Origin of the sequence: Mycobacterium sp. NPDC006124 (assembly GCF_040614235.1) — a bacterium.
Taxonomy (GTDB): Bacteria; Actinomycetota; Actinomycetes; order Mycobacteriales; family Mycobacteriaceae; genus Mycobacterium.
In genome coordinates, this window is sequence record NZ_JBEXUA010000005.1 from 211,753 (window position 1) to 232,901 (window position 21,149).

Annotated in this window: 21 protein-coding genes; 12 read left to right on the top strand and 9 right to left on the bottom strand. The window is 68.6% G+C overall.

Annotated features, from left to right (window positions below; all coding sequences use genetic code 11):
- Nucleotides 1-2: 2 nt before the first annotated feature.
- From ABZ195_RS13000 to ABZ195_RS13030, 7 genes are read right to left on the bottom strand one after another with little or no spacing between them, the layout of a single operon-like run.
- On the bottom strand, nucleotides 3-347 hold the full coding sequence (locus ABZ195_RS13000) for a metal-sulfur cluster assembly factor (protein WP_149479240.1): 345 nt from the start codon (nucleotides 345-347) through the stop codon (nucleotides 3-5).
- A complete protein-coding gene (gene sufU, locus ABZ195_RS13005) occupies nucleotides 344-838 on the bottom strand; it encodes a Fe-S cluster assembly sulfur transfer protein SufU (protein ID WP_355218204.1) in 495 nt (164 codons plus the stop codon). The genes ABZ195_RS13000 and sufU overlap by 4 nt, the downstream gene beginning before the upstream one ends.
- Nucleotides 835-2,100 carry a cysteine desulfurase gene (locus ABZ195_RS13010; protein WP_355218206.1) on the bottom strand — a complete coding sequence of 422 codons (1,266 nt, stop codon included), beginning with the start codon at nucleotides 2,098-2,100 and terminating at the stop codon, nucleotides 835-837. The genes sufU and ABZ195_RS13010 overlap by 4 nt, the downstream gene beginning before the upstream one ends.
- A gap of 2 nt (nucleotides 2,101-2,102) precedes the next feature.
- Nucleotides 2,103-2,870, bottom strand: coding sequence for a Fe-S cluster assembly ATPase SufC (sufC, locus tag ABZ195_RS13015; protein ID WP_355218208.1), 768 nt, complete (start codon nucleotides 2,868-2,870; stop codon nucleotides 2,103-2,105).
- A gap of 1 nt (nucleotide 2,871) precedes the next feature.
- Complete coding sequence (gene sufD / locus ABZ195_RS13020; RefSeq protein ID WP_355218210.1) at nucleotides 2,872-4,077, bottom strand: Fe-S cluster assembly protein SufD; 1,206 nt, start codon at nucleotides 4,075-4,077, stop codon at nucleotides 2,872-2,874.
- Nucleotides 4,074-5,507, bottom strand: coding sequence for a Fe-S cluster assembly protein SufB (gene sufB, locus ABZ195_RS13025; RefSeq protein WP_149479235.1), 1,434 nt, complete (start codon nucleotides 5,505-5,507; stop codon nucleotides 4,074-4,076). Before sufB ends, sufD begins: the two co-directional genes overlap by 4 nt.
- Nucleotides 5,504-6,268, bottom strand: a complete 765-nt coding sequence (locus ABZ195_RS13030) for a metalloregulator ArsR/SmtB family transcription factor (RefSeq protein WP_355218212.1) — start codon at nucleotides 6,266-6,268, stop codon at nucleotides 5,504-5,506. The genes sufB and ABZ195_RS13030 overlap by 4 nt, the downstream gene beginning before the upstream one ends.
- A gap of 76 nt (nucleotides 6,269-6,344) precedes the next feature.
- Here ABZ195_RS13030 and mptB point away from each other — a divergent pair, with 76 nt between their 5' ends.
- From mptB to ABZ195_RS13050, 4 genes are all read left to right on the top strand, one after another.
- Nucleotides 6,345-8,048: a polyprenol phosphomannose-dependent alpha 1,6 mannosyltransferase MptB gene (gene mptB, locus ABZ195_RS13035; RefSeq protein WP_355218214.1), complete on the top strand. Its 1,704-nt coding sequence runs from the start codon at nucleotides 6,345-6,347 to the stop codon at nucleotides 8,046-8,048.
- A complete protein-coding gene (locus ABZ195_RS13040; protein WP_355218216.1) occupies nucleotides 8,045-8,977 on the top strand; it encodes an ABC transporter ATP-binding protein in 933 nt (310 codons plus the stop codon). Before mptB ends, ABZ195_RS13040 begins: the two co-directional genes overlap by 4 nt.
- Entirely contained in the window at nucleotides 8,974-9,762 is a 789-nt protein-coding gene (locus ABZ195_RS13045; RefSeq protein WP_355218218.1) for an ABC transporter permease, read from the top strand. Before ABZ195_RS13040 ends, ABZ195_RS13045 begins: the two co-directional genes overlap by 4 nt.
- A gap of 62 nt (nucleotides 9,763-9,824) precedes the next feature.
- Entirely contained in the window at nucleotides 9,825-10,808 is a 984-nt protein-coding gene (locus ABZ195_RS13050; RefSeq protein ID WP_355218220.1) for a COX15/CtaA family protein, read from the top strand.
- Here the strand turns inward: ABZ195_RS13050 and ABZ195_RS13055 are convergent.
- On the bottom strand, nucleotides 10,743-11,696 hold the full coding sequence (locus ABZ195_RS13055; protein ID WP_355218222.1) for a hypothetical protein: 954 nt from the start codon (nucleotides 11,694-11,696) through the stop codon (nucleotides 10,743-10,745). The genes ABZ195_RS13050 and ABZ195_RS13055 overlap by 66 nt on opposite strands.
- An 18-nt stretch (nucleotides 11,697-11,714) precedes the next feature.
- Between ABZ195_RS13055 and ABZ195_RS13060 the strand changes: the two genes are divergently transcribed.
- On the top strand, nucleotides 11,715-12,689 hold the full coding sequence (locus ABZ195_RS13060) for a quinone oxidoreductase (protein WP_355218224.1): 975 nt from the start codon (nucleotides 11,715-11,717) through the stop codon (nucleotides 12,687-12,689).
- 8 nt (nucleotides 12,690-12,697) lie between these two features.
- The gene (gene arfB, locus ABZ195_RS13065) at nucleotides 12,698-13,129 is read left to right on the top strand and encodes an alternative ribosome rescue aminoacyl-tRNA hydrolase ArfB (RefSeq protein WP_355218226.1); all 432 of its coding nucleotides are present in this window, start codon (nucleotides 12,698-12,700) and stop codon (nucleotides 13,127-13,129) included.
- On the opposite strand, the gene ABZ195_RS13070 is transcribed toward arfB, so the two are convergent.
- A complete protein-coding gene (locus tag ABZ195_RS13070) occupies nucleotides 13,126-14,064 on the bottom strand; it encodes a heme o synthase (protein WP_355218546.1) in 939 nt (312 codons plus the stop codon). The two genes, arfB and ABZ195_RS13070, sit on opposite strands and share 4 nt — an antisense overlap.
- 216 nt (nucleotides 14,065-14,280) lie before the next feature.
- Between ABZ195_RS13070 and tkt the strand changes: the two genes are divergently transcribed.
- Genes tkt through ABZ195_RS13100 form a run of 6 tightly spaced genes read left to right on the top strand, consistent with a single transcriptional unit; the run spans nucleotide 14,281 to nucleotide 21,145 of the window.
- Nucleotides 14,281-16,374 (top strand): transketolase, encoded by a 2,094-nt coding sequence (gene tkt / locus ABZ195_RS13075; RefSeq protein ID WP_355218228.1) that lies wholly within the window; start codon nucleotides 14,281-14,283, stop codon nucleotides 16,372-16,374.
- A 25-nt stretch (nucleotides 16,375-16,399) separates the two neighbouring features.
- The gene (gene tal / locus ABZ195_RS13080; RefSeq protein ID WP_355218230.1) at nucleotides 16,400-17,521 is read left to right on the top strand and encodes a transaldolase; all 1,122 of its coding nucleotides are present in this window, start codon (nucleotides 16,400-16,402) and stop codon (nucleotides 17,519-17,521) included.
- Nucleotides 17,518-19,071 carry a glucose-6-phosphate dehydrogenase gene (gene zwf / locus ABZ195_RS13085; protein ID WP_355218232.1) on the top strand — a complete coding sequence of 518 codons (1,554 nt, stop codon included), beginning with the start codon at nucleotides 17,518-17,520 and terminating at the stop codon, nucleotides 19,069-19,071. Before tal ends, zwf begins: the two co-directional genes overlap by 4 nt.
- Before the next feature lie 31 nt (nucleotides 19,072-19,102).
- Entirely contained in the window at nucleotides 19,103-20,014 is a 912-nt protein-coding gene (gene opcA, locus ABZ195_RS13090) for a glucose-6-phosphate dehydrogenase assembly protein OpcA (protein ID WP_355218234.1), read from the top strand.
- The gene (gene pgl / locus ABZ195_RS13095; RefSeq protein WP_355218236.1) at nucleotides 20,007-20,747 is read left to right on the top strand and encodes a 6-phosphogluconolactonase; all 741 of its coding nucleotides are present in this window, start codon (nucleotides 20,007-20,009) and stop codon (nucleotides 20,745-20,747) included. Before opcA ends, pgl begins: the two co-directional genes overlap by 8 nt.
- 20 nt (nucleotides 20,748-20,767) lie before the next feature.
- Nucleotides 20,768-21,145 carry an ATPase gene (locus ABZ195_RS13100; RefSeq protein ID WP_355218238.1) on the top strand — a complete coding sequence of 126 codons (378 nt, stop codon included), beginning with the start codon at nucleotides 20,768-20,770 and terminating at the stop codon, nucleotides 21,143-21,145.
- Nucleotides 21,146-21,149: the final 4 nt, after the last annotated feature.

Genomic DNA, 21,149 nt, shown 5'->3' on the forward strand with positions numbered 1-21,149 from the left:
GGCTAGACCGTGAAGCCGAGGGCCCGCAGCTGCTCGCGGCCGTCCTCGGTGATCTTGTCGGGGCCCCACGGCGGATTCCACACCCAATTGATCTTGATCTCGTTGACGAGGCCGGAACCCACCAGCGCAGTCCGCGACTGATCCTCGATCACGTCGGTCAGCGGGCACGCCGCCGAGGTCAGCGTCATGTCGATCAACGCGACCTTCGCCCCGGCGTCGCCCTCCTCGATGTTCAAGCCGTAGACCAGTCCGAGGTCGACGACGTTGATGCCCAGTTCGGGGTCGACCACGTCGCGCATGGCCTCCTCGAGATCGGCCAGCACTTCGTCACTCACGGTGTCGCTCATGGTCGTTCCTCCTCGTCGTGGCTGGCCGGAGCCAGTGCTTCACCTGATGGCCTGGCCTCCGCCAGCGCGGCCTTGAACGCCATCCACCCCAGCAAGGCGCACTTCACCCGCGCCGGGTACTTCGCGACCCCCGCGAAGGCGATGCCGTCGCCGATCACGTCCTCGTCGCCGTCGACGTTGCCCCGCGAGGAGATCATCTCGGAGAATGCCGCGACGGTCTTGAGCGCGGCGCCGACACTCTGACCGATGACCAGATCGGTCAGCACCGACGTCGCCGCCTGGCTGATCGAACACCCCTGCCCGTCATAGGACACGTCGACGACGGTCTCCCCGTCCTCGGACAGCGTCACGCGCAACGTCACCTCGTCGCCGCAGGTCGGGTTGACGTGGTGAACCTCGGCGGCGAACGGGTCGCGCAAACCGCGGTGATGCGGATGCTTGTAGTGGTCCAGGATCACTTCCTGGTACATCTGTTCCATTCGCACGGTCATGCCCGCCCGAAGAAGTCGACGGCTCGGCGTACCCCGGCGACCAGGCGGTCCACCTCGTCGAGGGTGTTGTAGACCGCGAAGGAGGCCCGAGCGGTCGCCGCGACGCCGAACGTCTGGTGCAGCGGCCACGCGCAGTGGTGACCGACGCGCACCGCCACGCCGTCGTCGTCGAGGACCTGACCGACGTCATGGGCGTGAATCCCGTCGACCACGAAGCTGACCGGCGAACCGCGATGCTCCGTCGTGGTGGGACCGACTATGCGCACGCCGTCGACGGCCGACAATCCCTCCAGGGCGGCGACCACCAACGCGTGCTCGTGCGCCTCGACCTGCGCCATCCCGATCGCGCTCAAATACCTTGCGGCCGCGGCCAATCCGACGACCTGTGAGGTCATCGGGGTGCCGGCCTCGAACCGCTGCGGCGCCGGCGCGTACGTCGTGGACTCCATCGTGACCGTCTCGATCATCGACCCGCCGGTGAGGAACGGCGGCATCGCCGCGAGCAACTCTCGACGGCCGTAGAGCACGCCGATACCCGTGGGCCCCAACATCTTGTGCCCCGAGAACGCCGCGAAGTCGACGTCGAGGGCGTGAAAGTCGACGGGCTGATGCGGCACCGACTGGCAGGCGTCCAGCACCGTCAACGCACCGACCGCCTTGGCGCGCGCCACCAACTCGGCCACGGGCGCCACGGCTCCGGTGACGTTGGACTGATGGCTGAATGCGACGACCTTGACGCGCTCGTCGAGTCGCAGTGAGTCCAGGTCGATCCGTCCGGCGTCGGGTCCGTCGGGCACGACCGTGTACCACCGCAACGTGGCACCGGTGCGCCGCGCCAGCTCCTGCCACGGGATGAGGTTGGCGTGGTGCTCCAGCTCGGTGACCACGATGACGTCGCCCGGCCCGAGGGCCCGCGCGAAGCGGTCGTCACCCAGCACGTAGGACACCAGATTGAGCGCCTCGGTGGCGTTCTTGGTGAAGACCAGCTCGTCGGAGTCGGCGCCGACGAACTGGGCGACGTCCTCACGCCCCTGCTCGTAGGCGTCGGTCGCCTCCTCCATCAGCTGGTGGGCACCGCGGTGGACCGCACCGTTGGAGGTCGTCAGGAACTGCCGCTCGGCGTCGAGCACCTGCAACGGCTTCTGGGACGTCGCACCGGAGTCCAGGTATGCCAGCCGACTGCCGCCACGCATCACCCTGCCGAGGATCGGGAAGTCCGCCCGAATCGCGGTCAGATCCAGCGTCGTGGACGCAGCCGTCATGCTCAGGCCTCGACCGCCTGCGTGAACCGCTCGTAGCCGTTCGCTTCGAGCTCGTCGGCCAACTCGGGGCCGCCGGACTCGATGATGCGGCCGTCGAAGAAGACGTGCACGAACTGCGGCTGGATGTAGCGCAGGATGCGGGTGTAGTGGGTGATCAGCAGCACGCCGGCGTTCTCGGCCGTGGCGTAGCGGTTGACGCCCTCGCTGACCACGCGCAGCGCGTCGACGTCGAGACCCGAGTCGGTCTCGTCGAGGATGGCGATCTTCGGCTTGAGCAGACTGAGCTGGAGGATCTCGTGACGCTTCTTCTCACCGCCGGAGAATCCCTCGTTGACGCTGCGCTCGCTGAATGCCGGGTCGATGTCGAGATCGCTCATCGCGCCCTTGACCTCCTTGACCCAGTGCCGCAGCTTGGGAGCCTCGCCCCGCACGGCGGTCGCGGCGGTCCGAAGGAAGTTCGACATCGACACGCCCGGCACCTCGATCGGGTACTGCATGGCGAGGAACAACCCGGCGCGGGCGCGCTCGTCGACGCTCATCTCCAGCACGTCCTGACCGTCGAGGGTGATCGACCCCGAGGTGACGGTGTACTTGGGATGGCCGGCGATCGCGTAGGACAAGGTCGACTTGCCGGATCCGTTGGGGCCCATCACCGCATGGGTCTCCCCCGACCTCACGGTGAGGTTGACGCCCTTGAGGATCTCCACGTCGGCGCCGCCCTCGGCGGAGACGACGGAGGCGTGCAGGTCCTTGACTTCGAGTGTGGTCATATCAGCTGTCTCTTGCTTCCGTGATGGCTAGTTCTCGTTCGATGGCTTCGGTGAGGCGCTCGCGCACCGCGGGGACGGCGATCTTGGCGATGATCTCGCCGAAGAAGCCGCGCACCACGAGGCGACGCGCCTGGTCCTCCGGGATGCCGCGGGCCCGTAGGTAGAACAACTGCTCGTCGTCGAATCGTCCGGTGGCACTGGCGTGCCCGGCGCCGACGATCTCGCCGGTCTCGATCTCCAGGTTGGGCACCGAGTCGGCGCGCGCCCCGTCGGTGAGCACCAGGTTGCGGTTCGCCTCGTAGGTGTCGGTCCCGGTGGCCTCGGCCCGGATCAGGACGTCGCCGATCCAGACTGTGTGCGCATCGGGCCTCTTCGAGTCCGGATCACCTTGCAGCGCACCCTTGTAGAGCACGTCGGACTTGCAGTTGGGCTGGGAGTGGTCGACCAGCAGCCGCGACTCGAAGTGCTGACCGTCGTCGGCGAAGTAGGTGCCCAGCATCTGTGCGTCACCACCGGGACCGGCGTAGCGAACCGTCGCCGAGGTTCGTACGACGTCGCCGCCGAGGGTGACGGCGACGTGCGTCAGGGTCGCGTCCTTGGCCAGCCGGGCGTGGTGGGCGCTGACGTGGACCATGTCGTCGGCCCAGTCGGCGATCCAGATGACGCCGACGGCGGCCGAGCCTCCGACGAGGATCTCGACGTTGTCGGCATAGGTGCCGCTGCCCCGCAGGTCGACGATCACGGTGGCCCGGGCCAACTCCTCGACGCGGATCTGAAGGTGGCCGTAGGCGGTGAGGCCCTCGCCTGGTCCGGTGACCGTGATCTCGACGGGCTCGGCCACCTCGACCTCGCGTCCGACGGTGACGACGGTGGCCGTCTCGAACGACGAGAACGCCTGTGCGGCAACGCGATCAGCGGGCACACCACCCTTGCCGAGGCGACCGTCGTCGCGCCCGACGGTCTCCACCGTCACGCCGGGGCGTTCGGACACCTCGACGCGTGCGCTCCCGGTGGCCGGGGCCGACCCGTCGTGCAGGCCTCGCAGCCGCTTGAGCGGGGTGAACCGCCACAGCTCGTCGCGGCCGCCGGGAACCTCGAAGGCGTCGACGTCGAATGAGCTGAACTGTTCGCCCTTGGTGGCGCCGGCGAGGGCGGAGCCGGGCTCGGCGCCGCCTTCGACGGCGGTGGTCAGGTCGGTCCCCGTCATCCGACCGCGCCTTCCATCTGCAGTTCGATGAGCCGGTTGAGTTCCAGGGCGTACTCCATCGGAAGCTCCTTGGCGATCGGCTCGACGAAACCGCGGACCACCATCGCCATGGCCTCGTCCTCGGTCATGCCGCGGCTCATCAGGTAGAACAGCTGATCGGCGCTGACCTTCGACACGGTTGCCTCGTGACCCATGGTGACGTCGTCCTCGCGGATGTCGACGTAGGGGTACGTGTCGCTGCGGCTGATCGAATCCACCAGCAGCGCATCGCACTTCACGCTGGAGCGCGAACCGTGCGCACCCTTGTTGATCTGCACCAGGCCGCGGTAGGACGCGCGGCCGCCGCCGCGGGCGACGGACTTGGACACGATGTTGCTCGACGTGTTGGGCGCCAGGTGCAGCATCTTGGCGCCGGTGTCCTGGTGCTGACCCTCGCCGGCGAACGCGACCGAGAGCACCTCCCCCTTGGCATGCTCACCGGTCATCCACACGGCCGGGTACTTCATGGTGACCTTGGAGCCGATGTTGCCGTCGACCCACTCCATGGTGGCGCCGGCCTCGGCGCGGGCACGCTTGGTCACCAGGTTGTAGACGTTGTTCGACCAGTTCTGAATCGTGGTGTAGCGGCACCGGCCGCCGGGCTTGACGATGATCTCGACGACCGCGGAGTGCAGCGAGTCGCTCTTGTAGATCGGCGCCGTGCAGCCCTCCACGTAGTGCACGTAGGCGTCCTCGTCGACGATGATCAGCGTGCGCTCGAACTGACCCATGTTCTCGGTGTTGATCCGGAAGTAGGCCTGCAGCGGGATGTCGACGTGTACGCCCTTGGGGACGTAGATGAACGATCCGCCCGACCACACCGCGGTGTTGAGCGCGGAGAACTTGTTGTCCCCGGCCGGGATCACGGTGCCGAAGTACTTCTGAAACAGCTCGGGATGCTGCTTCAGTGCCGAGTCGGTGTCGAGGAAGATGACGCCGAGCGCCTCCAGATCCTCCCGGATCGAGTGGTAGACGACCTCGGATTCGTACTGCGCTGCGACGCCGGACACCAGGCGCTGCTTCTCGGCCTCCGGGATGCCGAGGCGGTCGTAGGTGTTCTTGATGTCGGCGGGCAGGTCGTCCCACGTGGCGGCCTGCTTCTCGCTGGAGCGAACGAAGTACTTGATGTTGTCGAAGAAGATGCCCTCGAGATCCGAACCCCAGTTCGGCATCGGCTTCTTGTCGAACGTGCGCAACGCCTTGAGCCGCATCTCGAGCATCCACTCGGGCTCGCTCTTCTTGGCGGAGATGTCGCGCACGACCGCCTCGGAGAGTCCGCGCTGGGCGCTGGCGCCCGCGACGTCGGAGTCCGACCAGCCGTAGCCGTAGGTGCCCAGGGAGGCGATGGTCTCCTCTTGGGTCAGCTGAGGTGCTTCAGGTGTAGTCGTCATGTCGACGCTCCTTGATTCTCGGTGGCTGATGGACGCGGTTCGGCGCGGGCCGTGCGCCGGGCGGGTTCGGGGACGAGCGGAACGTGCGTGGTGCAGGCGCAGTCGCCGTTGACGATGGTCGCGAGCCTCTGCACGTGGGTGCCCAGGATGTCGGAGAACGCCTCCTGCTCCGCCTCGCAGAGTTCGGGGAACTCCTCTGCGACGTGTGACACCGGACAGTGATGCTGGCAGATCTGGACGCCGGAGATGGGACCGGCCACCCGCGTCGTGGTGGTGGCGTAGCCGGCGCCCGTGAGGGCGACGGCCACCCGGTCGGCCGCGGTGGCCACGTCGTCGCCGTCCGTGCGGGCGGTGACACCCGAGAGGATGGCGTCGACGCGGCGCCGGGCGAAGGTGCGGATGGCATCGTCGCCGCCGACCTCGCGCAGCTGCCGCATGGCGGCCACGGCCAGGTCGTCGTAGGCGTGGTCGAGCTTGCCCCGGCCCGCGGCGGTGAGTCGGTACCGCTTGGCGGGGCGCCCCCGGCCGTGGTGCTGCCAGGAGGCCGCGGCAACGGATTCGGCGTCGCCGCCGTCGACCAGTGCGTCGAGGTGCCGGCGCACGCCAGCTGCGGAGATGCCGAGTCGGTCACCGACGTCGCCGGCGGTGGTCGGGCCCTCCAGCAAGAGTTGCACGATGGCGCGGCGGGTGTGTCCGTCCGACGTCGACGCCACGGCGGCGGAGGACCCACCGGCCGCAGGAGTCTCCGTTCGGATTTTCACAACACCATTGTGTCCGAATTCGGCACGAGGGTCCAGCAAGGCAACCCTTAGGTGACCGACTTACTACGCTGCACTGATGGCCGCCCGCCGACCGTCGCTGAGCACCGCCGTCGCACGGTGGCACGCCGACGAGACCACGGTCGGCTCCCCGTTGATCGCCTCGGAGGTGGCGTTCCTGCGCCGGACGCGGGTCTTCGGCGCCACCGGCACGGTGCTGATGGCCATCGGCGCGCTCGGTGCGGGCGCCCGGCCGGTCGTGCAGGATCCGACCTTCGGGGTGCGCCTGCTCAACCTTCCGTCCCGCATCCAGACCGTGTCGCTGACCATGACGACGACCGGCGCGGTGATGATGACACTCGCCTGGCTGATGCTGGGCCGCTTCGCCCTCGGTCCCCGACGCATGTCGCGCAGCCAGTTGGACCGCACCCTGCTCATTTGGGCGTTGCCGCTGCTCATCGCGCCGCCGATGTACAGCAAGGACGTCTACTCCTATCTCGCCCAGAGTCAGATCGCCCGCCTGGGCCTGGACCCCTACCGAGTCGGACCGGCACCCGGGCTGGGGCTGGATCACGTCTTCACGTTGTCGGTGCCCAGCCTGTGGCGCGACACCCCGGCGCCGTACGGTCCGCTGTTCTTGTGGATCGGCCGCGGCATCTCGGAGATCACCGGCGACAACATCGTCGCCGCGGTCCTGTGCCACCGCCTCGTCGTCCTGGCCGGCGTCGGGCTGATCGTGTGGGCCACCCCGCGGCTGGCCCGCCGGTGTGGCGTCGCGGAGGTCAGCGCGCTGTGGCTGGGACCGTGCAACCCGCTGATGTTCATGCACCTCGTCGCCGGCATCCACAACGAGGCCCTGATGCTGGGGCTGATGCTGACCGGCACCGAGTTCGCCTTGCGCGCGATCAGCCGCACGCGGGACAACTACCCGGCCGGCCCGCTGGTGCCTCGACCACTTCGGTGGCCGCACGGGCGCGCCGACTGGCTGCGGTGGAAGCCACTGGCCATGCTCATCGCGGGGACCGTGCTGATCACGATGGCCTCCCAGGTCAAGCTGCCCGCCCTGCTCGCGGTCGGTTTCGTGGCCGTGGCGCTGGCCGCCAAGTGGGGCGGCTCGTTTCGGGCCCTGCTGGTCGCCAGCACCTCGATGGGCGCCATCGCGCTGGCCGTGATGGTGCTGATCGGGTGGAGCAGCGGTCTCGGCTTCGGCTGGCTGTTCACCCTCGGCACGGCCAACGTCGTGAGGTCCTGGATGTCGCCGCCGACGCTGATCGCGCTCGGCACCGGCCAGGTGGGCAACCTGCTGGGTCTGGGCGACCACACCACCGCGGTGCTGGGCCTCACCCGTGCGATCGGTGTGATCATCATCGCAGTGCTGGTGACGTGGCTGCTGCTGTCGGTGCTGCGCGGCCGGCTGCACCCGGTCGGCGGCCTCGGCGTCGCGCTCGGCGTCACCGTGCTGCTGGCCCCCGTGGTGCAGCCCTGGTATCTGCTGTGGGCAATCATCCCGCTGGCCACCTGGGCCTCGCGGCCGGGTTTCCGGGGCACCGCGATCGCGATGACGCTGCTCGTGGGCATCTTTGGGCCGACGGCCAACGGCGACCGCTTCGCCCTGTTTCAGATCCTGGACGCGACGATCGCGAGCACCGTGATCGTGGCCCTGCTGATCGTCATCACCTACACCCGGCTGCCGTGGCGCCCTCTTCCGGACGCCGACGGCGCTGACCAACGGGCGCCGGTGCCACCCGTCGCCAGCTCCGACGCCTACGCTGAGACACCGTGACCCCCCGTGTCGAGACCCCCGTGCGCCTACGCGGGGTCACCAAGCGCTACGGGTCGACGACCGCGGTGAACGGACTCGACCTCGACGTCCAGCGAGCCGAGGTGCTGGCCCTGCTCGGCCCCAACGGCGCCGGCAAGACCACCACGGTCGAGATGTGCGAGGGATTCACCACACCCGACGCCGGATCCATCGAGATCCTGGGGTTCGATCCCAGTGTGGACAACGCCCGTGTTCGCGAACGCATCGGCGTGATGCTGCAGGGCGGCGGCGGTTACCCCGCGGCGCGAGCCGGGGAGATGCTCGACCTGGTCGCCGCGTACTCGGCCAACCCGCTGGACCCGGCCTGGCTCATGGACACCCTCGGTCTGACCGACGCGGCCAAGACCACCTACCGGCGGCTCTCCGGGGGTCAGCAGCAGCGTCTGGCGTTGGCCTGCGCCGTCGTCGGCCGCCCGGAACTGGTCTTCCTCGACGAGCCGACCGCGGGTATGGACGCCCACGCGCGCATCGTCGTGTGGGACCTCATCGACGGATTGCGGCGCGACGGCGTGACGATCGTCCTGACGACCCATCAGCTGACCGAGGCCGAGCAACTGGCCGACCACCTGGTGATCATCGACAACGGCGTCGCGGTGGCCAAGGGCACGCCTGCGGAGCTGATGGGCCGGGGCGCGGAGAACCAGCTGCGCTTCTCGGCACCACCGAAACTTGATCTGTCGCTGCTGGTCACCGCCCTGCCCGAGAGCTATCTGGCCAGCGAGCTCAGCCCGGGTGAGTACCTCGTCGAGGGTTCGATCGACCCGCAGGTGCTGGCCACGGTCACCGCGTGGTGCGCACGGCTCGACGTGTTGGCCACCGACATGCGGGTGGAGCAGCGCAGTCTGGAGGACGTGTTCCTCGACATCACGGGACGGGAGCTTCGTTCGTGACGACCAACCGCTTCGAGCCGGGCACCTTCAGCCCGGACCCGCGCCCGGCAGCCGTGCCGAGCATGCTGGCCGCGCAATTCCGGCTCGAACTCAAGCTCCTGCTGCGCAACGGCGAGCAGTTGTTGCTGACGATGTTCATCCCCATCACGCTGCTGGTCGGTCTGACCCTGCTGCCGCTGGGCTCGTTCGGACCCAATCGGGCGGCGACGTTCGCACCCCCGATCATGGCGCTGGCGGTGATCTCGACGGCCTTCACCGGGCAGGCGATCGCGGTGGCGTTCGATCGCCGGTACGGCGCCCTCAAACGACTCGGGGCGACGGCCCTTCCCGTGTGGGGCATCATCGCCGGCAAGTCGCTCGCCGTCGTGACCGTGGTGTTCCTGCAGTCGATTCTGCTCGGCGCCATTGGCGTCGCCCTTGGCTGGCGACCCGAGGTGGCGGGATTGGCGCTGGGCGCGGTGATCATCGCGCTCGGAACGGCCGCATTCGCCGCGCTGGGGCTGCTGCTGGGCGGAACGCTGAAGGCCGAGATCGTCCTCGCCCTGGCCAACCTGCTGTGGTTCGTCTTCGCCGGGCTGGGTGCGCTGACCCTCGAGAGCGAGGTCGCCGGCGGCGTGGTCTCGCAGACCGTGCGGTTCATCGCGCGACTCACCCCGTCGGGTGCGCTGACCGAGGCGCTCGGACAGGCCATGACGGTCTCGGTGGACTGGTTCGGGGTTGCGGCGCTGGCCGCCTGGGGTGCGATCTGCGCGCTGGGCGCACTGCGGTGGTTCCGCTTCACCTGAGCGGCCCCTCCTTTGGCCTCCCCTACTACAGCCTGTAGTCAAAGCTCATCTACGATCGGGCCATGGCCGTCGGACGCTCAGTGCTGCGGGTCGTGGACGTGCTGCCCCTGCCCAGCCGTCGCACGCAGCGCCTCATCGCCGGCGCCGTCGTGCTCACCCAGGGCGGCATCGCCGTCACCGGCGCCATCGTCCGGGTGACGGCGTCGGGGCTGGGCTGTCCCACCTGGCCGCAGTGCTTCCCCGGCAGCTTCGTCCCGGTCCCCGTCGCCGAGGTGCCGATCGTCCACCAGGCCGTGGAGTTCGGCAACCGGCTCATCACGTTCCTGGTCGTCCTGACCGCGGCCCTCGCGGTGCTCGCGGTGGTCCGGGCCCGGCGGCGCCGCGAAGTGATCGTCTACGCCTGCCTGATGCCTGCCTCGACCGTGCTGCAGGCCGTGCTGGGCGGCATCACCGTCCTCACCGGGCTGCTGTGGTGGACGGTCGCGATCCATCTGTTGGTGTCCATGGCGATGGTCTGGCTGGCGGTGCTGCTGTTCGTCAAGATCGGCGAGCCCGATCCAGCCCATGGCGCCGGGCCTCCAGAACTGTTGGTGCCCAAGCCGCTGCGGCAGCTGACGGCGCTCTGCGGCGTGGCCCTCTCGGTCGTGCTCGTCACCGGCACGATGGTGACCGGCGCCGGCCCGCATGCCGGCGACAAGAGCGTCGAGGCGCCGGTGCCCCGGTTGATGCTGGACATCGTGACGCTGGTCTACCGCCATTCGGCACTGGTGGCGGCCTACCTGGCACTCCTGATCGGCCTCGCGTTCGGGCTGCTCGCCGTCCGTGCGCCCCGACCGGTGACGATGCGCGTCGTCGTTCTGCTGGTGGCGGTCGCCCTGCAGGGCATGGTCGGCACGGTGCAGTTCTTCACCGGCGTGCCCGCGGCGTTGGTCGCCGTGCACGTCGCGGGCGCGGCCATCTGCACGGCCGCGACGGCAGCGCTATGGGCCTCGATGCGTACCCGGGCGATGGCCGAGCGGCCCGAGCCCCAACCGGTCCAGGCCTGACTCCACCGCGAGTACGAAATCACGCTGCTTGAGTTCGCGGTCGGCGGCGTCGAGTTGCCGCCACCCCAGCGACGGCTCGACCAGTTCCAGTTCCAGCAGCCGCGGGTCGTCGCGGCCACCGATGACGTCGACGCGGGCGTAGAGGAACTCGCCGACGTCGAGGCCCAGCCGGGCCGCCGCGGCGGTGAGTGCGGCATGCCCGACGTCCCACAGCTCGGCGTCCGGGTCGGCCGGCCGTAGTGACTCCTCGGCGAAGGTGCCGGATTCGTCGAGGGCGGCGCGTTCGCCTGGCGGCGGCAGCAGCGGCCCCTTCGTGAAGGCGTGGGACTGCTGACCGCCGACGAACACCAGCGCGGTCTCGCCGTCGGCGATCCGCGGGTCGTAGGGCTGCACCAGCGCGGTGTGCCCGTCGGACTGCAGGGCCCGGGCGTGGCCACGCGCCAACTCGGCGTCGTCGAACCGCTGAGCCCCCACCGAGCCCGCGCCGACGGCCGGTTTGACCACCACCTGCCCCTCGGGCACCGATACCGGCTCCCCCGGGCCGAAGAACGAACTCGGCACCACGGGAACCCCGGCCGCCCGAAGGTCGGCAAGGTACCGCTTGTCGGTGTTCCAGGCCACCACGGCCGGTGCGTTGAGCAGATTGGGCACGCGACGGGTCCAGGCGAGGAATTCCTCGAGGCGCTCGGTGTAGTCCCACGTCGCCCGCGGGATGACGAGGTCGGCATCGAGTGTCTCCGGGTCGTCCCACGCCAGCCACCGGGCATGCAGTCCGCGCGCCCGCAGCGCCGGAATCAGACCGGCGTCGTCGCCGTCGCCCTCGACGAGGGCCCGGCAACCTGCGAGGACGATGCGGGGATGGCGAACGTCGGGCCGTGCGAGCTTCACGTTGGAATGATAGGTGCCATGTACGCGATCGAAGTGTCCGAGACCGGTGGCCCCGAAGTCCTCACCTACGTCGAGAAGCCCGAACCCACGCCCGGCCCGGGTCAGGTGTCGATCAAGGCCGACGCCATCGGCGTCAACTTCATCGACACCTACTTCAGGTCGGGGCTGTATCCGCGAGAACTGCCGTTCGTGGTGGGCACCGAGGTCTGCGGCACGGTCGCCGCCGTCGGCGACGACGTCGCGGCGCTCAACGTTGGTGACCGCGTCGTCACCGCCCAAGCCAACGGCGCCTACGCCGAGTACACCGTCGCTCCAGCCGATTTCGTCGCCTACGTGCCCGATGCCGTCTCCGCGGAGGTCGCGGCCTCCTCGCTGCTCAAGGGCATGACCGCGCACTACCTGCTCAAGTCGGTGTACCCGGTGCAGCAGGGCGACACGGTGTTGGTGCACGCCGGCGCCGGCGGCGTCGGCCTGATCCTCACGCAGTGGGCGACCAGCATGGCGGTCAAGGTCATCACCACGGTGTCCACCGACGCCAAGGCCGAGCTGTCGCGGCAGGCGGGCGCGGTCGAGGTGCTGGACTATCCGGAGGATCCCGCGGAGTTCGGCGCCAAGATCAAGGACCTCACCGGCGGTCGGGGGGTCGCCGCCGTGTACGACGGGGTCGGCGCGTCGACCTTCGAGGCCAGCCTCGCCAGCCTCGCCGTGCGGGGCACGCTCGCGCTGTTCGGCGCGTCCAGCGGCCCCGTTCCGCCGTTCGACCCGCAGCGTCTCAACAGCGGGGGCTCGTTGATGCTGACCCGGCCGTCGCTGGCGCACTTCACCCGGACCGCGGACGAGTTCTCATGGCGGGCGGGCGAATTGCTCGACGCGATCGCCACGGGGACGCTGTCGATCACCGTGAGCGAGCGATATGCCCTGTCCGACGCGGCGACGGCGCACCGCGATCTGCAGGGCCGCAAGACCGTCGGCTCCGTGGCCTTGATTCCCTAGCGGCGACCGTGGCCGACGACCTGGTGGTCACCCGAACCTTCGTCATCCCGGCCGCCGAACTCGGTGAGCGCTTCTCCAGGTCGTCCGGTCCGGGTGGTCAAGGGGTGAACACTGCCGACAGTCGGGTCGAGCTGTCCTTCGACCTGGCCCGCTCGCCGTCGATCCCGGAGCGGCTGCGGTATCAGATGCTGTGCCGACTGCGGACCCGGCTGGCCGGCGGCGTGCTGACGGTGACCGCCAGCGAGCACCGCAGCCAGTTGCAGAACCGGGCCGCCGCGCGTGAACGGATGGCCGGCATCCTGCGGGCCGCGGCTGCGGCGCCTCCCCCGGCCCGCAGGCCGACGAAGCCGACCCGGGGGTCCAAGGAGCGTCGCCTGGTCGACAAGAAACGGCGGGGAGGAATCAAGCAGGGCCGCCGCGGCGGCTGGGATCCGAGCTAGCCGAACAGCTTGGGCAGCGCCAGCGCCGAGTCGACGGCGAGCGCGCAGAACACCACGGCCAGATAGTTGTTGGACTGCAGGAACAGTCGAAGCGGCTTCACCGGCTCACCGCGCTTGACGCCGGAGTGCAGCTGGTGGGCCATCACCAGGAACCACGCGCCGGCGAGCAGCGCGACGGCGGCGTACAGCCAGCCGGTGGCCAGGGCCAGCGCCAGCGTCGTCAGGACCGTCAGCCAGGTGTAGATCAGGATCTGCTTGGTGACGTGCCGCTCGGTGGCGACCACCGGCAGCATCGGTACGCCCGCGGCCTTGTAGTCGTCCTTGTAGCGCATGGCCAGCGCCCAGGTGTGCGGCGGCGTCCAGAAGAAGATGATCCCGAACATCACCAGCGCGGGCCACTGGATGGTCCCGGTGACCGCGGACCACCCGATCATCACGGGCATGCAGCCCGCGGCCCCGCCCCAGACGACGTTTTGCGACGTGCGGCGCTTGAGCAGCAGCGTGTAGATGAAGACGTAGAAGGCGATCGTGGAGACGGCCAGGACACCCGAGAGGAGGTTGGTGGTCCACCACAGCCAGGCGAAGGACCCGACCGTCAGCACCAGACCGAACACCAGCGCGTGTCGGGTGGGCACCGCGGCGCGGGCGAGCGGCCGCAGCGCGGTCCGCTTCATCACCTTGTCGATGTCGGCGTCGGCCACGCAGTTCAACGTGTTGGCACCCGCCGCGGCGATCATGCCGCCGAACAACGTGTTGAGGATCAGGAGCGGGTCGACCGTGCCACGGTCGGCCAGCAGCATGGCCGGGATCGTCGTGACGAGCAGGAGTTCGATGACGCGGGGCTTGGTCAGCGCCAGGTAGGCCAGCAGGGTGGTTCTGACGCGCGCGCCGAACCGCTTGGCCGGCGATGCCGGACCTTGCGCCTCGCGGGAAATACGGCGCTCGCGAATGCTCACGCAGTTGTTCTCCTCGAATTCGCGGCAGCACGCTGGCTTCTACTACAGACGATGGTAGACCGTGGAACCGGGCAGTCACCAATACGGGGTGGCCCTAGGTGAACGCCGAGCCAACTTGGGTGACGCGGCCAGCGGCGATGCAACGGTCCGCACTAGGGTGATGGGTGACAGCTTGACGACACGAGGAGCTCGATCGTGACCACAACGGAAGAGATTTCCGCCCTCACCCGCCCCCACCACCCCGAAGACTGGGCCGACGTCGACTCGGTCGCCGTCGACACGGTTCGGGTCTTGGCGGCGGACGCCGTTCAGAAGGTCGGCAACGGCCATCCCGGCACCGCAATGAGCTTGGCGCCGTTGGCGTACACGCTGTTCCAGCGTCAGATGCGGCACGACCCGTCCGACGTGCACTGGCTGGGCCGCGACCGGTTCATCCTGTCGGCCGGGCACAGCAGCCTCACGCTCTACATCCAGCTGTACCTGGGCGGGTTCGGCCTGGAGCTGGAGGACATCGAGTCGCTGCGCACCTGGAAGTCGAAGACCCCGGGGCACCCGGAGTTCCGTCACACCAAGGGCGTCGAGATCACCACCGGACCGCTCGGCCAGGGTCTGGCCTCCTCGGTGGGCATGGCGATGGCGGCGCGCTTCGAGCGCGGGCTGTTCGACCCCTACGCCGCCCCCGGCACCAGCCCGTTCGACCACTTCATCTACGTGATCGCCTCCGACGGCGACATCGAGGAGGGCATCACCAGCGAAGCGTCGTCGCTGGCCGGCACCCAGCAGCTGGGCCACCTCATCGTCTTCTACGACCACAACCAGATCTCCATCGAGCACGACACCAACATCGCGCTGTCGGAGGACGTTCCGGCCCGTTACCGCGCGTATGGCTGGCACGTCCAAGAGGTCGAGGGCGGCGAGAACGTCGTCGGCATCGAGGAGGCCATCAAGGCGGCCAAGGCGGTCACCGACAAGCCGTCCTTCATCTCGGTACGCACGATCATCGGCTATCCCGCGCCGACCAAGATGAACACCGGCGGCGTGCACGGCTCGGCGCTCGGCGACGAGGAGGTGGCCGCCACCAAGAAGATCCTCGGCTTCGACCCCGACAAGAAGTTCGAGGTCCGCGACGAGGTCATCGAGCACACCCGCAAGCTGGTCGACCGTGGCCGCGAGGCCCACGAGAAGTGGCAGCCCGACTTCGACGCCTGGGCCGAGCGCGAGCCCGAACGCAAGAAGCTGCTCGACCGCCTGCTGGCCCAGGAATTACCAGACGGCTGGGACGCCGACGTCACCCGCTGGGAGCCGGGGTCGAAGGCGGTCGCCACCCGCGCCGCGTTCGGTCAGGTGCTCAACGACGTCGCGCCCCGTCTGCCCGAGTTGTGGGGCGGTTCGGCCGATCTGGCGGGCAGCAACAACACCACCATCAAGGACGTGAAGTCGTTCGGCCCGCCGTCGATCTCCACGGAGGACTTCAAGGCCGACTGGTACGGCCGCGTGTTGCACTTCGGCATCCGCGAGCACGCCATGGGCGCAATTCTGTCCGGCATCGTGCTGCACGGTCCGACCCGCGCGTTCGGTGGCACGTTCCTGCAGTTCTCCGACTACATGCGCGGATCCGTGCGCTTGGCGTCGCTGATGGACATCGACACCATCTACATCTGGACGCACGATTCGATCGGACTCGGCGAGGACGGCCCCACCCATCAGCCGATCGAGCACCTCGCCGCCTTGCGCGCCATCCCGAATCTGTCGGTGGTGCGCCCGGGTGATCCGAACGAGACCGCCTATGCCTGGCGCAGCATCGTCGCCCGCGGCAATGGCAGTGGCCCGGTCGGTTTCATCCTGACCCGGCAGGGCATCCCCGTGCTGGAGGGCACCAGCTTCGAAGGGGTGAGCAAGGGCGGCTACGTCCTCGGCGGCGGAACGCCGGCCGACGACGCCGACGTCATCATCATCGGCACCGGCTCGGAGCTACAGCTGGCGGTGGAGGCAAAGAAGTTGTTGGCGGAGAAGGACATCAACGCCTACGTGGTCTCGATGCCGTGCGTGGAGTGGTTCGAGAGCCAGCCCAAGGAGTACCGCGACAGCGTGCTCCCTCCGGAGGTGTCGGCACGGGTGGCGGTCGAAGCGGCCGTCGCACAGAGCTGGCACAAATTGGTCGGCGACACCGGCGAGATCGTCTCGATCGAGCACTACGGCGAGTCGGCGGACGACAAGACGTTGTTCCGCGAGTTCGGCTTCACGGCAGAGGCCGTGGCAGCCGCCGCGGAGCGATCGCTCGACAACTGACATTCGCAGAACTCTCTTAGGAGCATTGATGACTCAGAATCCGAACCTGGCGGCGCTGAGCGCCGAAGGCGTCTCCGTATGGCTCGACGACCTCTCCCGTGAGCGGCTGCAGACCGGCAACCTGCAGGAGCTCATCGACACCATGAGCGTCGTGGGCGTGACGACCAACCCGTCGATCTTCCAGGCCGCGCTGTCCAAGGGCGAGGCGTACGACGCGCAGATCGCCGAGCTGGCCGAACGGGGCGCCGACGTCGAGGCCACCATCCGGACCGTCACCACCGACGACGTGCGCGACGCGTGCGACCTGCTGGCCAAGACCTACGAGGCCAGCGACGGCGTCGACGGTCGGGTGTCCATCGAGGTCGACCCGCGGCTGGCGCGTGACGCCGACAAGACGATCGCCCAGGCGATCGAGCTGTGGAAGATCGTCGACCGGCCGAACCTGCTGATCAAGATCCCGGCCACCGAGGAGGGCCTGCCGGCCATCACCGCGGTGCTCGCCGAGGGCATCTCGGTCAACGTCACGCTGATCTTCTCCGTCGAGCGGCACCGCCTCGTCATGGACGCCTACCTCGCTGGCCTGGAGAAGGCCAAGGAAGCCGGACACGACCTGTCGAAGATCCACTCGGTGGCGTCGTTCTTCGTCTCCCGCGTGGACTCGGAGATCGACGCCCGGCTCGAGGCCATCGGTTCCGACGAGGCGATGGAGTTGCGCGGGCAGGCCGGTGTGGCGAACGCGCGTTTGGCCTACGCCGCCTACCAGCAGGTGTTCGTCGGTGGCGAGCGCTTCGAGGCCTTGGCATCCGACGGCGCCCGCGTGCAGCGGCCGCTGTGGGCGTCGACCGGGGTCAAGAATCCCGACTACTCCGACACGCTCTACGTCACCGAACTGGTCGCCAAGAACACCGTCAACACGATGCCGGAGAAGACCATGGACGCCGTCGCCGACCACGGCGAGGTCAAGGGCGACACCATCAGCGGCACCTCCGGCGCGGCGCAGATGCTGTTCGACCGGCTGGTCAACGTCGGCGTCGACCTCACCGACGTGTTCCTGACGCTGGAGAACGAAGGCGTCGACAAGTTCGAGAAGTCGTGGGGCGAGCTCATCGAGGCGACCCAGGGTCAGTTGGACCAGAAGAAGTCTTGAGCGGCCCGTTGAGCGACGACTGGCAGAACCCGCTGCGCGACAAGCTCGACAAGCGCTTGCCGCGGATCGCGGGTCCGTGTGCGGTGGTCATCTTCGGCGTCACCGGAGACCTGGCCACCAAGAAGCTGATGCCGGCGATCTACGATCTGGCCAATCGCGGACTGCTGCCGCCGACGTTCTCCCTGGTCGGGTTCGCCCGGCGCGACTGGGAGGACGAGGACTTCGGCAACATCGTCCTGACGGCGGTCAAGGCGCACGCCAGAACGCCGTTCCGCCAAGAGGTCTGGGACCGGCTGAACGAGGGCATCCGCTTCGTGCAGGGCACCTTCGACGACGCGGACTCGTTCGCACGGCTGAAGGAGACGCTGGACAAGCTCGACGCCGAACGCGGCACCGGTGGCAATCACGCGTTCTATCTGTCGATCCCACCGAAGGCGTTCCCCACGGTCTGCGAGCAGTTGTCGACCTCCGGGTTGGCCCGGCCCGACGGTGACCGCTGGAGTCGCGTCGTCATCGAGAAGCCCTTCGGGCACGATCTGGACAGCGCACGCTCGCTCAACAAGGTCGTCAACAGCGTGTTCCCGGAGTCCTCGGTGTTCCGCATCGACCACTACCTGGGCAAGGAGACGGTCCAGAACATCCTGGCGCTGCGCTTCGCCAACCAGCTGTTCGACCCCATCTGGAACGCGCACTACGTCGACCACGTGCAGATCACGATGGCCGAGGACATCGGACTGGGCGGCCGGGGTGGCTACTACGACGGGGTCGGCGCGGCCCGCGACGTCATCCAGAACCACCTCACCCAACTCCTGGCGCTGACCGCCATGGAGGAGCCGGTGAGCTTCAGTCCCGCAGAGCTGCAGTCCGAGAAGATCAAGGTGCTCTCGGCGACGCGGCTCGCAGAACCGTTGGGCGAGAACACCTCCCGCGGCCAGTACACGGAGGGGTGGCAGGGGGGCGAGAAGGTCGTCGGACTACTCCAGGAGGAGGGTTTCTCCCCGACCTCGACCACCGAGACCTACGCCGCGATCACCCTCGAGGTCGACACTCGGCGGTGGGCCGGGGTGCCGTTCTATCTTCGGACGGGAAAGCGATTGGGCCGCAGGGTCACCGAGATCGCCCTGGTGTTCAAGCGCGCTCCGCACCTGCCCTTCGACGCGACGATGACCGACGAACTCGGCAAGAACGCGTTGGTGATCCGGGTACAGCCCGACGAGGGCATCACGTTGCGCTTTGGGTCGAAGGTGCCGGGCCACGCCATGGAGGTCCGCGACGTCAACATGGACTTCTCCTACGGGTCGGCCTTCGCCGAGGACTCCCCCGAGGCCTACGAGCGACTGATCCTCGACGTCCTGCTCGGAGAGCCGTCCCTGTTCCCGGTCAACCAGGAGGTCGAATTGTCTTGGGAGATCCTCGATCTCGCGCTCGAGCACTGGGAGGCGGTCGATGCCGAGGGTGGCAAGCCCGACCCGTACGAATCGGGTGGCTGGGGCCCGGAGTCGGCGACGGAGATGCTGGCGCGCACCGGCCGGGAATGGCGGAGGCCGTAATGAGCGTCAGCCAAGAGCGGAGTGTGCCGAAGTGATCGTCGACCTGGAATCCACCACCACCACCGCGGTCAACAAGAAGTTGGACGGGCTGCGCGAGGAGGGCGGCGCGTTCACCATGGCGCGGGTCCTGACCCTCGTCATCGCACCCGACAGCGAGACCATCCTCGAGGAGTCGATCGAGGCGGCCAATGCGGCGAGCCGCGAGCATCCCTGCCGGGTGATCGTCGTGCTGCCAGCCGACCGTGACGCCTCCGACGCGAAGTTGGACGCCCAGATCCGGGTGGGTCACGACGCGGGCGCCGGTGAGGTCGTGGTGCTCAAACTGCACGGCCCGCTGGCCGCGCAGGCCAGCAGCGTCGTCACGCCGTTCCTGCTGCCCGACACCCCGGTGGTGGCGTGGTGGCCGGACAGGGCGCCGCGAGTGCCGGCCCAGGACCCGTTGGGGCAGTTGGCCATTCGACGCATCACCGACGCCACCTACGGCGACGATCCACTGGCGTGCATCAAGAGCAGGCTCGAGGGTTACACCCCCGGCGACACCGATCTGGCCTGGAGCCGCATCACCTACTGGCGGGCGATGCTCACCTCGGCACTGGATCAGGGTCCGCACGAGGACATCGAGTCCGCCGTGGTCTCCGGCCGCAAGGAGGAACCGGCACTGGACATCCTCGCCGGATGGCTCGCCAGCCGCATCAGCGGACCGGTGCAACGGGCGGTCGGGGACCTCAAGGTGGAGATCGTCCGCGAGAGCGAGACCATCACGCTGAGCCGACCGCAGAACGGCGTGACCGCGACACTGTCGCGCACGGCCAAACCGGAGGCGAAACTTCCGTTGGCGCGCAGGGAGACTCGCGACTGCCTGGCCGAGGACATGCGCAGGCTCGACACCGACGAGATATACTTAGCGGCTTTGAAGGGAATCGCCGAGGTGCAATATGTCTGAGACCGTGATCGAGACCTACGCCGACACCGACGCACTGGTCACCGCCGCGGGTGACCGGTTGGTGCTCGCGATCGTCGCGGCGATCGCCGAGCGTGACGCCGCCAACGTCGTGCTCACCGGCGGTGGTACCGGCATCAAGCTGCTCAAGCACCTCGGTGACCACGACGAGGCGATCGACTGGGCGAAGGTGCACCTGTTCTGGGGTGACGAGCGCTACGTCCCGGCCGACGACGACGACCGCAACGACAAGCAGACGCGGGCGGCACTGCTCGACCACGTCGCCATCCCGGCGGCCAACGTGCATGCCATGCCCGCCAGCGACGGCGAGTTCGGCGACGACGTGGATGCCGCCGCGCTGGCCTACGAACAGGTGCTGGACGCCAACGCCCCCGCCGGGTCCCCCACGCCGACGTTCGACGTGCACCTGCTCGGCATGGGCGGCGAGGGTCACGTCAACTCGCTGTTCCCGCACTCGGAGGCCACCGTGGAGACCGAGCGGATGGTGCTCGGCGTCACCGACTCCCCCAAGCCGCCGCCGGTGCGCATCACCCTGACGCTGCCCGCCGTGGTCCGTTCGCGCGAGGTGTGGCTGGTCGTCTCGGGCTCGGAGAAGGCCGAGGCGGTGGCCGCGGCGATCGGCGGGGCGGCGCCCGCGGACGTACCCGCGGCCGGTGCGATCGGTCGTGACGCCACGGTGTGGTTGCTCGACGAAGCGGCTGCGGCGAACCTCTAGCAACCCCCATACTTGCTGCCATGGCAGACAACGGCGACGCCACGCGCCAACGGACACCTGCGAGACGGCGCATCAGGACGTTGACCCATGCCGCGCTGAATGCCGACGCGACCGTGGAGCAGGTCGAGGCGATCCTCTCCGATCTCGGGCAGACGCTCGCCGACCTGGACTCCTCGACCAGCAGCCTGGACCTCACCCTCGAACGGTTCAACTCCACCATCACCCGGATCGACGAACTGGCACCTCGGCTGTTCGACGTGGTCGACCGACTCGAGTCCATCGTCGGCAGGGTCGAGCGCATCGTCAGCGTCGGCGAATCGGTGGTGGCGCCGCTGGCGGTCACCGAGCAGATCGTGCGCGGCGCCCTGAACGCGGTGCGCAAGACCACCGGCCTCTGAGGCG

Excerpts from the sequence above, each read along its gene's own strand:
- ABZ195_RS13100 (WP_355218238.1), top strand. The coding sequence starts at position 20,768 with ATGGCAGACAACGGCGACGCCACGCGCCAACGGACACCTGCGAGACGG.
- sufC (WP_355218208.1), bottom strand. The coding sequence starts at position 2,870 with ATGACCACACTCGAAGTCAAGGACCTGCACGCCTCCGTCGTCTCCGCC.
- sufU (WP_355218204.1), bottom strand. The coding sequence starts at position 838 with ATGACCGTGCGAATGGAACAGATGTACCAGGAAGTGATCCTGGACCAC.
- sufD (WP_355218210.1), bottom strand. The coding sequence starts at position 4,077 with ATGACGGGGACCGACCTGACCACCGCCGTCGAAGGCGGCGCCGAGCCC.
- sufB (WP_149479235.1), bottom strand. The coding sequence starts at position 5,507 with ATGACGACTACACCTGAAGCACCTCAGCTGACCCAAGAGGAGACCATC.
- pgl (WP_355218236.1), top strand. The coding sequence starts at position 20,007 with ATGTCTGAGACCGTGATCGAGACCTACGCCGACACCGACGCACTGGTC.
- ABZ195_RS13060 (WP_355218224.1), top strand. The coding sequence starts at position 11,715 with ATGTACGCGATCGAAGTGTCCGAGACCGGTGGCCCCGAAGTCCTCACC.
- mptB (WP_355218214.1), top strand. The coding sequence starts at position 6,345 with ATGGCCGCCCGCCGACCGTCGCTGAGCACCGCCGTCGCACGGTGGCAC.
- ABZ195_RS13050 (WP_355218220.1), top strand. The coding sequence starts at position 9,825 with ATGGCCGTCGGACGCTCAGTGCTGCGGGTCGTGGACGTGCTGCCCCTG.
- ABZ195_RS13000 (WP_149479240.1), bottom strand. The coding sequence starts at position 347 with ATGAGCGACACCGTGAGTGACGAAGTGCTGGCCGATCTCGAGGAGGCC.
- ABZ195_RS13010 (WP_355218206.1), bottom strand. The coding sequence starts at position 2,100 with ATGACGGCTGCGTCCACGACGCTGGATCTGACCGCGATTCGGGCGGAC.